This window comes from Halomonas borealis (assembly GCF_004798905.1).
Classification (GTDB): Bacteria; Pseudomonadota; Gammaproteobacteria; order Pseudomonadales; family Halomonadaceae; genus Halomonas; species Halomonas borealis.
The window spans coordinates 57,846-70,327 of sequence record NZ_SDMO01000005.1 but is presented as its reverse complement, the minus strand read 5'-3'; the positions used below and the strand labels follow the sequence as shown (position 1 = coordinate 70,327).

Annotated in this window: 10 protein-coding genes; 6 read left to right on the top strand and 4 right to left on the bottom strand. The window is 70.9% G+C overall.

Features of this window, described 5'->3' with window-relative positions:
* The first annotated feature begins 108 nt into the window (after positions 1-108).
* The 6 genes from ETC07_RS06860 to ETC07_RS06835 all read left to right on the top strand — a co-directional run bounded on the left by ETC07_RS06860 (position 109) and on the right by ETC07_RS06835 (position 8,160).
* Positions 109-843 (top strand): GntR family transcriptional regulator, encoded by a 735-nt coding sequence (locus tag ETC07_RS06860; RefSeq protein WP_136247763.1) that lies wholly within the window; start codon positions 109-111, stop codon positions 841-843.
* 13 nt (positions 844-856) lie between these two features.
* Positions 857-1,987 (top strand): N-acetylglucosamine-6-phosphate deacetylase, encoded by a 1,131-nt coding sequence (nagA, locus tag ETC07_RS06855; protein ID WP_136247762.1) that lies wholly within the window; start codon positions 857-859, stop codon positions 1,985-1,987.
* Positions 1,971-2,981, top strand: coding sequence for an SIS domain-containing protein (locus ETC07_RS06850; RefSeq protein WP_136247761.1), 1,011 nt, complete (start codon positions 1,971-1,973; stop codon positions 2,979-2,981). The genes nagA and ETC07_RS06850 overlap by 17 nt, the downstream gene beginning before the upstream one ends.
* Before the next feature lie 55 nt (positions 2,982-3,036).
* Positions 3,037-5,574, top strand: coding sequence for a phosphoenolpyruvate--protein phosphotransferase (gene ptsP / locus ETC07_RS06845; RefSeq protein ID WP_136247760.1), 2,538 nt, complete (start codon positions 3,037-3,039; stop codon positions 5,572-5,574).
* Positions 5,571-7,262: an N-acetylglucosamine-specific PTS transporter subunit IIBC gene (gene nagE / locus ETC07_RS06840; protein WP_136247759.1), complete on the top strand. Its 1,692-nt coding sequence runs from the start codon at positions 5,571-5,573 to the stop codon at positions 7,260-7,262. Before ptsP ends, nagE begins: the two co-directional genes overlap by 4 nt.
* Before the next feature lie 100 nt (positions 7,263-7,362).
* Positions 7,363-8,160: a Cof-type HAD-IIB family hydrolase gene (locus tag ETC07_RS06835; RefSeq protein ID WP_136247758.1), complete on the top strand. Its 798-nt coding sequence runs from the start codon at positions 7,363-7,365 to the stop codon at positions 8,158-8,160.
* Between the two features lie 114 nt (positions 8,161-8,274).
* On the opposite strand, the gene ETC07_RS06830 is transcribed toward ETC07_RS06835, so the two are convergent.
* The 4 genes from ETC07_RS06830 to ETC07_RS06815 form a co-directional block, all read right to left on the bottom strand.
* Complete coding sequence (locus ETC07_RS06830; RefSeq protein ID WP_136247757.1) at positions 8,275-8,715, bottom strand: universal stress protein; 441 nt, start codon at positions 8,713-8,715, stop codon at positions 8,275-8,277.
* A gap of 64 nt (positions 8,716-8,779) precedes the next feature.
* Positions 8,780-9,847: a TIGR01620 family protein gene (locus ETC07_RS06825; RefSeq protein ID WP_136247756.1), complete on the bottom strand. Its 1,068-nt coding sequence runs from the start codon at positions 9,845-9,847 to the stop codon at positions 8,780-8,782.
* Positions 9,844-11,220 carry a YcjX family GTP-binding protein gene (locus ETC07_RS06820; RefSeq protein WP_136247755.1) on the bottom strand — a complete coding sequence of 459 codons (1,377 nt, stop codon included), beginning with the start codon at positions 11,218-11,220 and terminating at the stop codon, positions 9,844-9,846. The genes ETC07_RS06825 and ETC07_RS06820 overlap by 4 nt, the downstream gene beginning before the upstream one ends.
* Before the next feature lie 24 nt (positions 11,221-11,244).
* A complete protein-coding gene (locus tag ETC07_RS06815; protein ID WP_136247754.1) occupies positions 11,245-12,423 on the bottom strand; it encodes an MFS transporter in 1,179 nt (392 codons plus the stop codon).
* Positions 12,424-12,482 lie beyond the last annotated feature (59 nt).

The following is a 12,482-nucleotide window of genomic DNA, read 5'->3' as shown; positions in this document are numbered from 1 at the left end:
GGCGCCCTCTGCGGCGGGTCTCGAACCATGGTCTAAGGAAATTGGTATTTGATTGGTATCCAATGTGGTCTAGATTGGTACTATCACGACGCCCGGATGAGAACGCCCATGGACCCCCGCCTACGACAGCTTCGGCTCGATACCTCGCTGCCGACCCCGCTCTATCACCAGCTCGCCGGCGGGCTAGAGCATGCCATCGAGGCCGGTGCCTGGCTGGCCGGCGAGGCGCTGCCCTCCGAACGAGCCCTGGCCGAGGCGCTGGACGTCTCGCGCATCACCGCCCGCAAGGCCCTGGATCGGTTGGCCGAGAAGGGCCTGATCCGCCGTACCCACGGTTCCGGCACCTTCATAACCCCGCGCCTGAACCAGCCACTGACCCGCTTGGTGAGCTTCACCGAGATGCTCACCCAGCGCGGCTTCACGCCCAACTCGCGCTGGCTGTCGCGGCGCCTGGCCGCGCCCACCGCCGAGGAAAGCCTGCGCCTGGGGCTCGCCGGCGACGCCCGGGTCGCCCGTCTCAAGCGCCTGCGCCTGGCCGACGGCGTGGTCATGGCGGTGGAGGAGAGCTGCCTGCCCCAGGCGATCCTCGCCGACCCCGAGGCGGTGGAGCACTCGCTCTACGACGCCCTGGACGCGGCGGGCAAGCCGATCGCTCGGGCCTTGCAGCACGTCAGCGCGGTCAACGCCGATGCCGAGCTGGCACGGCTGGCCGAGGTGCCCGAGGGCCAGGCGCTGCTCGAGGTGACGCGCCTGGGCTATCTTGCCGACGGCACCCCGGCGGAGCTGACCGTCACCTACTGTCGCACCGACTACTACGACTTCGTGGTCGAACTCACCCGCTGAGAGGAAGCCCCTCATGTATGAAGGTAAGCGCTACGGCAATGTCCTGACTCCCGACGGCTGGCGTCTCGGCGAGCTGCACTGGCGCGACGGTTGCCTCACGGCGTTGCCCGAGGCGCCGGTGGACCCCGACGACAACGACCTGCCGCGTATCTTGCCCGGCTTCCTCGATCTGCACGTCCATGGCGGCGGCGGGGCGGACGTGATGGAAGGCGGCGCGGCCCTGGCCACCGTGGCGCGCACCCATGTGCGCTTCGGCACCACCGGCCTGCTGGCCACCACCATGACCGCCCCGGATGCCGATATCCGCCGCGTGCTTGGCGACATCGGCGACTACCTGCGGGATCCGGCGCCGGATGCCGCCGGGGTGCTGGGCGTGCATCTGGAAGGCCCCTATATCAACCCTGGCAAGCTCGGCGCCCAGCCGTCCCATGCGCGCCCTGGCGTGCTGGAGGAGGTCGAGTCGCTGTGCCGGCTGGCGCCGATCCGCCTGCTGACCCTGGCCCCGGAGCTGGCCGGCCACCTGACGCTGATCCGCGAGCTCAGCGAGCGCGGCATCCGTGTGCAGCTCGGCCACAGCCTTGGCAGCTACGAGGAAGGGGTGGCGGCGCTCGATCACGGTGCCTGCGGCTTCACCCATCTGTTCAATGCCATGAGCGGGCTGCATCACCGCAAGCCCGGCATGGTCGGCGCGGCCCTGGCCCATGCCGACTACGCCGAGCTGATCCCCGACCTGTTACACGTGCACCCCGGCGCCATCCGCGCCGCCCTGCGCAGCATCCCCCATCTCTATGCGGTCACCGACTCGACCGCGGCGGCGGGCATGCCCGACGGTGACTACCGGCTCGGCGAGCAGGCGGTGACCAAGTGCCTGGGTGGCGTGCGTCTGGCCGACGGCACCCTGGCCGGCAGCACCCTGACCATGGATCAGGCGCTGCGCAACCTGGTGAGCCTCGGCCTGTCACTGGCCGAGGCCTCGGACCGGCTGTCGCGTTTCCCCGCCGACTTCCTGGGACGCCATGACCTGGGGCGCCTGAGCGAAGGCGCCCGGGCCGACCTGGTGGTGCTCGATCCCGAACTGAACCTGCAGGCCGTCCACGTGGCGGGCCGGCGCATCGAAGGAGAACTCCATGTCACTGATGCTTGATGAAGCGCGCAACGCCCCCGAGCGGATCCGTGGCCAGCTGCAACGCAACGCCGAGGTCATGGCCGCGCTGGGAGCCCGCCTGAGCGAGGCGGCGCCCGGCGGCGCCATGACCGTGGCCCGCGGCAGTTCCGACCATGCCGCGGCCTATCTTGGCTACCTGATCATGAAGCACCTGGGCATGCCGGTGGCCTCGCTGCCGCCGTCCCTGGCCGGCTCTCCCTGGCGGCTCCCGGGACAGTTGGCGGTGGCCATCTCCCAGTCGGGCCAGAGCCCCGATCTGATCACCGCCCAGCGCGCCCTGGCCGCCGGTGGCGCGGGCACCCTGGCGCTGGTCAACACGCCCGAGTCACCGCTTGGCGAGGCCAGCGACGACGAGGTGGCGTTGTTCGCCGGTGAGGAGCGCAGCGTGGCGGCCACCAAGAGCTACCTGGCGACGCTGTCCGCCGCGGCCCAGCTGGTCGGTCATTGGGCCAATGATGAGACGCTGCTCGCCGCGCTCGAGGCGCTGCCGGATCGTCTGGTCGAGGCGGCCGGGCAGGACTGGTCGCCGGCCATCGAGGCGCTGGTCGGCGTCGAGCGCATGATGGTGATCGGTCGCGGCCCTGGCCTGGCGGTGGCCCAGGAGGCGGCGCTCAAGTTCAAGGAGACCTGCGCCATCCAGGCCGAACCGTTCAGCGGCGCCGAGGTGCGCCATGGCCCCATGGCGCTGATCGGGGACGGCTACCCGGTGCTGGTGTTCGCGCCGCCGGGACCCGAGCAGGCCGGGCTGCTGGAGCTGGCCGAGTGGCTCGAGGGCGTGGGTGCACGGGTGCTGCTGGCCGCCGATGCGAGCGTCGCCAGGCGCCAACTGACGCTCATCGACGCCGGCCACGACGACCTGCAGCCGCTATCGGTGATCCAGAGCTTCTACACCATGGCGGCGGGGCTGGCCGAGGCCCGAGGCAGCGACCCGGACCGGCCCCGGCACCTGCGCAAGGTCACGCGCACCGTCTGAGCGTCGGACGTTGCCCCTTTCCGCCACGCACAACAACAACCCCATGGAGACTTCCATGCCAAGCTCATCCCTGATCCTGCAGGCGCCGTGCGACGGCGTGCTGCTGCCTCTGGAGGAGGTGCCGGACCCGGTCTTCGCCGGCCTGGCGCTGGGCGAGGGCATCGCCCTGGACCCGCTCGGCGATACCCTGCACGCGCCCTGCGACGGCGAGGTGGTGCAATGCGCCCGGACCCACCATGCCGTGACTCTGCGCACCGTCGAGGGTGTCGAGCTGCTGCTGCACCTGGGCCTCGACACCGTCGAGCTGGACGGCGAGGGCATCGAACTCGCGGTCGCCACCGGCGATCGGGTGGTCGCCGGCCAGCCGCTGTGCCGCTTCGTCCCCGATCTCCTGGCCCGTCGGGCCAAGGCGTTGATCACCCCCTTGGTCATCACCGAGCCCGCCGGCTTCCGGCTCGAAGCGGTCGAGCGGGACACCGGGACGCGTGTAGCCAAGGGCGAGGCGTTGCTGACCCTGAGGCCGACAGGGCAAGCGGCGCCCGCCTCGGCGGTCGACGGGCCGACCCACCGCCGGGAACTCGTCCTGGCGCTGGCCGCCGGCCTGCATGCTCGGCCGGCGGCGCGGCTGCGGACCATTGCCCGGAAGCACGCGGTCAGCCTGACGCTCGCCTCGGCGGACGGCGAGGCCGCCGCCGACAGCCTCAGCGCGTTGATGAACCTGGGGGCCCTCGAAGGCGCCTCGCTGACCCTGACGGCACGAGGTGAGCGGGCCGAGGTGGCCCTGGACGCGGCGCAGCGGCTCTTGACCACGCCGGAGGCCGACGAGCCGGCCCCAGAGCCCCAGGAGGCGTTGGCCGAGGCCGCCGATGGCCAGTATCCCGGCCTGGTGGCCAGCGCCGGCCTGGCGATCGGCCCGCTGGTCGCCTATGCCCCGGCGTTGCCGGAAGTGCCGCGGGACGGCGAGGGTCACGCGGTCGAGGCGCCGCGTCTGACCCGAGCCCTTGAGGCGGTGGGCGAGGCCCTCGACGGCGAACATCAGCGTGCCCGGGCGGCCGGTCAGGAGGCCGAGGCGGATATCCTCGCCGCTCACCAGGCCTGGTTGGACGATCCCGACCTGAGCCGGGCGGCGGAAGAACACCTCGTCGCGGGGCGCAGCGCCGGCCAGGCCTGGCGCGAGGCGTTGGACGGCGAGGCCGAGCGGTTGGTCGCCAGCGGCAATCCGCTGCTCGCCGGTCGCGTCGCCGACCTGCGTGACCTGCAGCGTCGGGTGATGGCGGAGTTCGCCGAGGCCGAGGCAGCGGCGCCCGAGGTGCCCGCCGGGGCCATCGTGCTCGCCGACGATCTCACGCCCTCCGAACTGATGGCCCTGGCCGAGACGCGCCCTGCGGGGCTGTGCCTCGCCGCCGGCGGCACTACCTCCCACGTGGCGATCCTGGCCCGGGCTCGCGGCATGCCTTGCCTGGTGGCCATGGGCCAGGTCTTGGGCGAACTCGACGGCGAGCGCGGCGTGCTCGATGCCGAGACCGGCCTGCTCGAGCCGGCACCGAATAACGCACGCCTGGCGGAGGTCGAGGCGGCGCTGGCCGAGCGCGCCGAGCGTGACGCCCGGGAGCGCGCCGCCGCCGGTGAGCCGGCGGTGACCCGCGACGGCCGCGCGGTGGAGGTAGGGGCCAATATCGGCTCCGCCGAGGAGGCTCGCCTGGCCGCCGAGGCTGGGGCCGACGGCGTCGGCCTGATGCGCAGCGAATTCCTGTTCCTCGAGCGGTCCGCGGCGCCGAGCGAGGCGGACCAGCGTGGTGAGTACCAGGCGGCGGTAGACGCCCTCGGCGGCAAGCCGGTGATCATCCGCACCCTGGACATCGGCGCCGACAAGCAGCTGCCCTACCTGCGCCTGCCGCAGGCACCCAACCCGGCGTTGGGCGTGCGTGGCTCGCGGCTGTGGGAGAGCCATCCCGAGCTGCTCGACACCCAGCTGAGAGCGCTGCTCGGCGTCACAACCCCCGAGCGGCTGCGCATCATGGTACCGATGATCGGCGATGCCGGTGAACTGGCCCGGGTGCGGGAGCGCCTCGAGCGCATCGCCGAGGCGCTGGGCCTGACCCGGCTGCCGGCGCTGGGCGCGATGATCGAGGTGCCGAGTGCGGCCCTGGGCGCCCGGCGCCTCGCCGCCGAGGCCGATTTCCTGTCCATCGGCACCAACGACCTGACTCAGTACACGCTGGCCATGGACCGCGAGGCTCCCGGGCTGGCGGCCCGCGCCGATGTGCTGCATCCGGCGGTATTGACGCTGATCCGCGCCACCGTGGAGGGCGCCGCCGGGCGTTGCCCGGTGGGGGTATGTGGCGCCGCCGCCGGCGATGAGCTGGCCGCGCCGCTGCTGGCGGCGCTGGGCGTCGACGAGCTGTCGGTGGAGCCGGCCCGGGTGCCGGCGATCAAGGCCGGGTTGCGTCGCCTGAATGCCGCGGCCCTGGCCGAGCAGCTTCCCGAATTACTCGCCCTGGACGATGCCGCGGCGGTACGCGAGCGCCTGATGGCCTGGTTCGCCGCGCAAGATGCTGTCACCACCACACGCCACGAGAGGATGCCCACATGAGCACGACCCTCGGTTCTCGATTCATGGCCGGCCTGCAACAGCTCGGCCGTTCGCTGATGCTGCCCATCGCCGTGCTGCCGGTCGCCGGCCTGTTGCTGCGCCTGGGCCAGCCGGACCTGCTCGACATCGCCTTCGTCGCCGAGGCGGGCAACGCCATCTTCGCCAACCTGGCGCTGATCTTCGCCATCGGCCTGGCGGTGGGCTTCGCCGATGACAGCAATGGCGCCGCCGGCCTGGCCGGGGTGATCGGCTACCTGGTGCTGGATGCGGTGCTCACCACCCTCAATCCCGAGATCAACATGGGGGTACTGGCGGGGGTGATCATGGGTAGCGTGGCGGGGCTGCTCTACAATCGCTACAAGGCGATCGCTCTGCCGGACTACCTGGCCTTCTTCGGCGGTCGGCGTTTCGTGCCCATCGCCACCGGACTGGCGGCGGTAGGGCTCGGCATCGTCTTCGGCTGGGGCTGGCCGGTCATCCAGTCCGGCATCGACACCCTGGGCCATTGGCTGATCGAGGCCGGGGCGATCGGCAAGTTCGTCTACGGCGCCCTGAACCGGCTGCTGATCGTCACCGGCCTGCACCATGTGCTCAACAGCTTCGTGTGGTTCGTGTTCGGCAGCTTCGATGGCGCCACCGGCGACCTCAACCGTTTCTTCGCCGGCGATCCCAGCGCCGGGGGCTTCATGGCCGGCTTCTTCCCGGTGATGATGTTCGGCCTGCCGGCGGCGGCGCTGGCCATGTATCACACCGCGGCCAAGGGGCGCCGCGCCCAGGTGGGTGGCCTGCTGCTGTCGCTGGCGCTGACCGCCTTCCTGACCGGGGTGACCGAGCCCATCGAGTTCGCCTTCATGTTCCTGGCGCCGCTGCTCTACGTCTTCCATGCGGTGATGACCGGCGTGTCCATGGCGCTGATGCACTGGTTAGACGTCAAGCTGGGCTTCACCTTCTCCGCCGGGGCCTTCGACTATGCGCTGTCCTACGGATTATCCACCCATGGTTGGCTGATGCTGCCGGTGGGCCTGGCCTACGCCGCCATCTACTACGGGGTCTTCCGTTGGGCCATCGTGCGCTTCGACCTGCCGACGCCGGGGCGTGAGCCCGAGGACGAGGCCGTCGAAGCGGCGCCCGTGGCGGTCGGCGAGCGAGGCCCGGCCTTCGTCGCGGCCCTCGGCGGGGCGGCTAACCTGCAAAGCGTCGGCGCCTGCACCACCCGGCTACGCCTGGTGCTCGGTGATGCCGATGCGATCGACGAGCCCGTCCTCAAGTCGCTGGGCTCGCGTGGCGTGATGCGCCTCGGAGGGGGCGGCCTGCAGGTGATCCTCGGCCCGATCGCCGATGGTGTCGCCGACGAGATCCGCGCCGCCGTGGCGGCTGCGGGCATGGCCGAGCCCGCCGATGCCGCGCCGGGTGAGGCCGACACGCCGGCCGACGTCGCCCCGGCGCCCGATGCCGAACGCCTCGACCGTTGGCGTGAGGCGCTGGGTGGGGCGAGCAACCTGCGACGCCTGGAGGCCCAGGCCCATAGCCGGCTGCGCGTCGAGCTGGCCGACGAGGAGCGCCTGGACGGGACGGCCCTGGAGGCGCTGGGTTGTCGAGGCATCCAGTCGCTGGGGCAGGGCGCCTGGCATCTGGTGGTCGGTGACCAGGCAACGCCATTGGCACGGGCCTTGAACGCCGACGGCTGAGGTTTGATCTTCCCTTCAGGCGGGGGTGTCGAACGACGATGGGCGACGCCCCCGGCCTGATAGAATGGACCCACACTCTTTTCAGCGGAGGGCGACGCCCATGCCGGCCCACCTCATCGTCACGGACCTCGACGGCACCCTGCTCGGGGTCGATCACGCGTTGACGGACGAAACCGTCGCGACCTTTCGCGCCCTGGCGGCCCGGGGCCACCACATCGCCCTGGCCTCGGGGCGCCACCATCGCGATATCCTGGCGTTCCGCGACCGCCTCGGCGTGGACGCTCACATCATCAGCACCAACGGTGCCTATCACCATGATCCCGACGACCGCCTGATCGCGGCGCACTACCTGCCGGCCGAGCTGGCCCGCGAGCTGATCGACCTACCACGCCCCGACGGGGTGCGGCTCAACCTCTATCACGACGACGAGTGGGTGATCGACGCCGAGGCCCCGGGGTTGCTCGCCCTGCATGCCCATACGGGCTTCGGTTATCGGGTGGAGGCGCCGACGCGGATCTCCCACGATGGAGTCGGCAAGGTGCTCTATATCGGCGAGCCCGACCATCTCGCCGAGCTCGAGCAAGAGGTGAGCCGGCGTGCCGGCAAGCGGCTGCACGTCACCTATTCCATGGGGAACTCGCTGGAGATCATGGCCGCCGGGGTCAACAAGGGCGCCGCCCTGACACGCTTGCTCGGGACACTGGGGCTATCGGCCGACGATTGCCTGGCCTTCGGCGACAACCTCAACGATACCGAGATGCTGGCGCTGGCCGGCGAGGCTCATGTGATGGCCAATGCCCACCCCGACCTGCATGCACGGGTGCCCCAGGCGCGGCGCATCGGCCACCACGGAGAAGCGGCGGTGGCCGGCGTGCTGCGTGAGCGTTTCGGGCTATAGCGCTGCTGATGCGATCCCGGCCATCGATATCGCGGCCTCCTGCCTTGGGTGGCGGGCCGGGAACAGGGCTTGCGGGAATGCACTGAGCCGTCGATAGGGGGTAACGTCCCAGGTTCAATGCACCGTGATCACCCGGCACTCGGCGGCGTGGCTGACGCGGTGGGAGGCGCTGCCTACCACTAGCCCCTTGAGATCACTGAGGCCGCGGCTGCCCATGACGATGGCGTCGACGCCGTGTTCGTCGGCCACGGCCAGGATGGTCTGATCGGGCGCGCCTTCGGTGAGCACGGGGTTGACCCGTTCGACGCCGAGTGCCTTGGCTTCTTCGGTGGCATGCTCGAGAATCTGGCGTCCGACCTGCTCACGCTTCTCGACGGTGGCGCTCAAGGGCACCGCCCCGATGCCCCATACCAGCAGGGGCTCGTGGGGCAGCGCCTCGGGGATATGCAGCAGGATGATCCTGCCGTCTTCCTGGCGGGCGAGCTTGCAGGCGACGCACAATGCCAGGCGCGAATGCTCCGAGCCGTCGACGGGCACGAGGATGGTCTGGAACATGGGAGGTCTCCTCGACCGGGAGTGTCTCCTTACAGCCTAGTCGTCCTGCTCGCGATGAGCATCATCAGCGTGTCGCGTCGTCTTCCTCGCGGCGCTCCAGGCGCCTCAGCCGGCCCCATAGCTCGCGACGCAGGTCGGCGATACGCGGTCGCTGGGCCTCGTCGAAGGCCAACGGCCGGGTCAGCCGTTGGGCACGCAGGCCCAGCCGCGCCCCCAGCAGCCCCACCGCCAACCCTTGGCCGGCGCGTGCCGAGAGTCGCCCGGCGAGGTCCATCGATAGCCACTCCATGCCGGCATCACCGGCCAGTTCGCTGGCGCCGGCGAAGGCCATGTCGCGCAGTATCTGGCGAAACAGTCGCAGGCGTGCCGCATAGCCCAGTTCCAGGCCGTAGAGCCGGCACAGTCGGTTGACCAGCGCCAGGTGCCGCCAGGCGACCAGCGCCATGTCGACCAGCGTCAACGGGCTCAGCGCCACCATCACCGCCGTCTCGCCGCTCATCCGCGAGATCAACCGGCGAGCCTCGCGATCGCGCGGGGCCAGCAGATGATGGGCCAGCAGGGCCTGGGTCTCGCGCCCGTCATGATGGGGTTCGCGCGCCGTGAGGAAGGCGCGCCAGTGGGGATGGTCGTCGTCCAGCGCGAGCCGCCGTCGCAATCGTTCGGCGGTGACCGCCGCCTGATGCGGTGAGGCGGCGGGCAGTTCGGCGAGTGCCTCGCGCAGACGCTCATGGCGACGCAGGCGGCGTAGCCGCCAGAGCTCTCTCACCAGGGCGCCGCCGCCGAGTGCGATGGCGCCGAGGCCGAGCAGGCCCCAGCCCAGACCCAGCCAGTCGCCGTCGGCCATTGCCACGGGCAACGACAGGGCGAGCTCGCCGGCGCCCAGGCCGAGCCCGGCGACCAGCAGCCCGAGCAGGCCCCGGCGTCGGCGCCTCGGTGGGGCCAGGCCGGCGTCGACGGTGGTCTCGCTCTTGTCCGCGTCCGGGGCATCGGCCGTCGGCTCCAGCGGGCGATGCGCCTGCCCGGGGTCGAAGCGCTGCTCCGGGGCGGGGGAAGACGATGTCGCGGGCGTGGGATCGGTCTCCAGCGTGAAACGCTGGCCGGGCCGCGGGTCGGAGGGGCGGGGCGCGGTCATGTCAGCTTGTCTCCGATCAGCCAGTCCAGGGCGGCGTCCATCCGGATGTGGGGCAGGGCGCCGTCGGTGCGGGGCAGCGGGCGGAAGGCGGTGAAGGTGAAGCCCTGGCGGCGCCAGAAGTCCTCGCCGGGCAGTCGTTTCGGCACCTCGCCGGGAAACAGCAGCGTCTCCTCGCCCGCCAGGGTGGTGCCATGCAGGGCCGGTTGACGTCGTCCGCGCTGCTCGACCTCGCGGGTCTCGGTGGCGCGGATCGAGGCCAGGCTCAGGGCGCGCACCGGTACATCGGCGAAGCGCAGGTCCTTGAGTGGCTCGGCGAGCAGGGCCTCGAGTAGCTCGCCGAGTCGGCCATGTTGCTCGGGGGTGACGTGATCGGCCTTGGTGGCGGCGATGGCCAGGCGATCGATGCGTGGGGCGAAGAGCCGCGACAGCAGGCTGCGCTTACCGTAGTCGAAGCTTTGCATCAGGCGCGACAGCGCCCGCGACAGGTCCTCGAAGCGTTCGGGGCCGGCGTTCAGCGCGCCGAGCACGTCGACCAGCACGATCTGGCGATCGAAGCGGCGGAAGTGCTCGTGGTAGAAGGGTTTGACGATGTGTTGCTGATAGTGGCGGAAGCGCCGTGTCAGGGTCGCGTAGAGGCTCTCCGGCGGCAGCCTCTCGAGGCTCGCCGGATCGTGCTCGGCGAGCCCGGGGAGGGGGAAGAACTGCAGCACCGGGGCGCCTTCCAGTTCGCCGGGCAACAGGAAGCGGCCGGGCTGTAGATCGGAGAAGCCGGCCTCGCGGGCCGCCCTCAGACCTTCGGCGTAGCGTTCGGCGATCTCGGCCAGGCGACTCTCCTCGACGTGCTGTGTCGGGTCGAGCCCGGCCACCTCGCGTCGCCAGTCGGCGAACAGCGCGGCGCGTTCCCCTTCGAGTGTCTGTGCGCGGCTCCAGCTCGCGAAATCGTGACCGAGCAACGGCAGGTCGAGCAGCCATTCGCCGGGATAGTCGAACAGGTCCAGGGTCAGTCGGCGCACGTCGCCGCCGATCCAGCCGGGGCGGCGGGGCCGGTAGCGGATCGACAGCCGCAATTCGCCGATGCCGCGGGTCGGCTCGGGCCAGCGCGGCGGGCTGTCATCGAGGGCGGTCATGGCACGGTCGAAGGGAAAGCGCGGCACGCCGAGATCCTGTTGTTCGACCCGGCGTGCGCCCAGCAGGCGCCCCTCCCGGGCCGCCGGCAGCAGGTCGAGGCGTGCCTCGAGCCCGGCGTGACGCAGCTGGTCGACCAGCGAGGTCAGAAAGGCGGTCTTGCCGGCCCGTGACAGGCCGGTGACCGCCAGGCGTAGCTGCTGGTCGCGGCCGCGTTCGAGCAGGTCGCGTGTCAGTTTTGGTGGCATTCGTGGCGTCACTCGGCGTCCGTGTCAGTCTCTAATCTGCGGGCGTCGGGCGCCGAAGGCAAGGTGTCGCAAGCCGAGCAGCACCAGCGGCAGCAGGCACAGCGGGATCAGCAGGGCGTTGAGCGTCGCCCAGCCCAGCAGGCTCACCGCCGGGCCGGCCAGCAGGGCCGTCACCGCGACGGTAGAGAACACCAGGAACTCGTTGGCTGCCTGGGTACGGGCCTTTTCGGCGGGGCGATGGGCCTCGGTGAGCAACCCGGTGGCCGGCAGGAAGGTGAAGTTCCAGCCCAGCCCGAGCAGCACCAGCCCGGCATGGAAGCCGGCCATGTCCGCCTCGAATTGCGCGGTCAGGGCGCTGGCGACCAGCAACAGGCAGCCGCAGACGATCATCCTCGAGGCGCCGAAGCGGGCGGTCAGCCGCCCGGTCACGAAGGAGGGCAGGAACATCGCGAGCACGTGCCACTGGATCGTGGCCGTCACATGCTCGAAGGAATGGCCGGCCTCGGCCATCGCCAGGGGGGTGGCGGTCATGGCCAGGTTCATCACCCCGTAACCGACCATGGCGCTGATCACCGCCAGCAGGAACGCCGGCTGACGGGCGATCTCGCCAAGCGAGCGCCGTTCGCCCGCGGTGGTGTCATGAGTCGCCTCGGGCAGTCGTATGAAGGCCAGCAGCATCAATGCGACCAGGTAGAGTCCCCCGAGCCCGAGGAAGCTGCCCAGATAGGGCATGTCGGCCAGGGCATGGCTATGGCGCGCCAGCCAGGGGCCGAAGAAGGCCGCCAGCACGCCGCCGCCCATCACCAGGCCGATGGCTCTGTCGCGCCCGCCCGCGGGCGCCGCCTCCACCGCGGCGAAGCGATACAGCTGGCCGAAGCCGATGCCGATGCCGATCAGCCAGGTGGCGAGCAGGAAGGTGGTGAAGACCTGGGTATGCAGGGCGAACACCGCCAGCCCCGCCCCGGCGAGCCCCAGCAGATTGCCGAGCATGAAGCCTCGGCGACGGCCGAGGCGGGCCATCAGCAGCGATGCCGGAATCGTGGCGCACATCAGCCCCAGCCATTGGGTGGCCACCGGGGCGGTGGACCAGGCAAGCGACGGGGCGAGTTGGGCGCCGATCATGGGCGACACGGCGATCAGCAGGATGTTGCCGCTGACCAGCAGGGCCTGGCAGAGCGAGAGCAGCGTCACGGTCAACGGCATGGGGATCCTTCCTGAAAGGTGGCGTGAGGGGCGAAACGATAGCGTAACAGCTGTGGCGC

Excerpts from the sequence above, each read along its gene's own strand:
- ETC07_RS06860 (WP_136247763.1), top strand. The coding sequence starts at position 109 with ATGGACCCCCGCCTACGACAGCTTCGGCTCGATACCTCGCTGCCGACC.
- nagA (WP_136247762.1), top strand. The coding sequence starts at position 857 with ATGTATGAAGGTAAGCGCTACGGCAATGTCCTGACTCCCGACGGCTGG.
- ETC07_RS06850 (WP_136247761.1), top strand. The coding sequence starts at position 1,971 with ATGTCACTGATGCTTGATGAAGCGCGCAACGCCCCCGAGCGGATCCGT.
- ptsP (WP_136247760.1), top strand. The coding sequence starts at position 3,037 with ATGCCAAGCTCATCCCTGATCCTGCAGGCGCCGTGCGACGGCGTGCTG.
- nagE (WP_136247759.1), top strand. The coding sequence starts at position 5,571 with ATGAGCACGACCCTCGGTTCTCGATTCATGGCCGGCCTGCAACAGCTC.
- ETC07_RS06835 (WP_136247758.1), top strand. The coding sequence starts at position 7,363 with ATGCCGGCCCACCTCATCGTCACGGACCTCGACGGCACCCTGCTCGGG.
- ETC07_RS06830 (WP_136247757.1), bottom strand. The coding sequence starts at position 8,715 with ATGTTCCAGACCATCCTCGTGCCCGTCGACGGCTCGGAGCATTCGCGC.
- ETC07_RS06825 (WP_136247756.1), bottom strand. The coding sequence starts at position 9,847 with ATGACCGCGCCCCGCCCCTCCGACCCGCGGCCCGGCCAGCGTTTCACG.
- ETC07_RS06820 (WP_136247755.1), bottom strand. The coding sequence starts at position 11,220 with ATGCCACCAAAACTGACACGCGACCTGCTCGAACGCGGCCGCGACCAG.
- ETC07_RS06815 (WP_136247754.1), bottom strand. The coding sequence starts at position 12,423 with ATGCCGTTGACCGTGACGCTGCTCTCGCTCTGCCAGGCCCTGCTGGTC.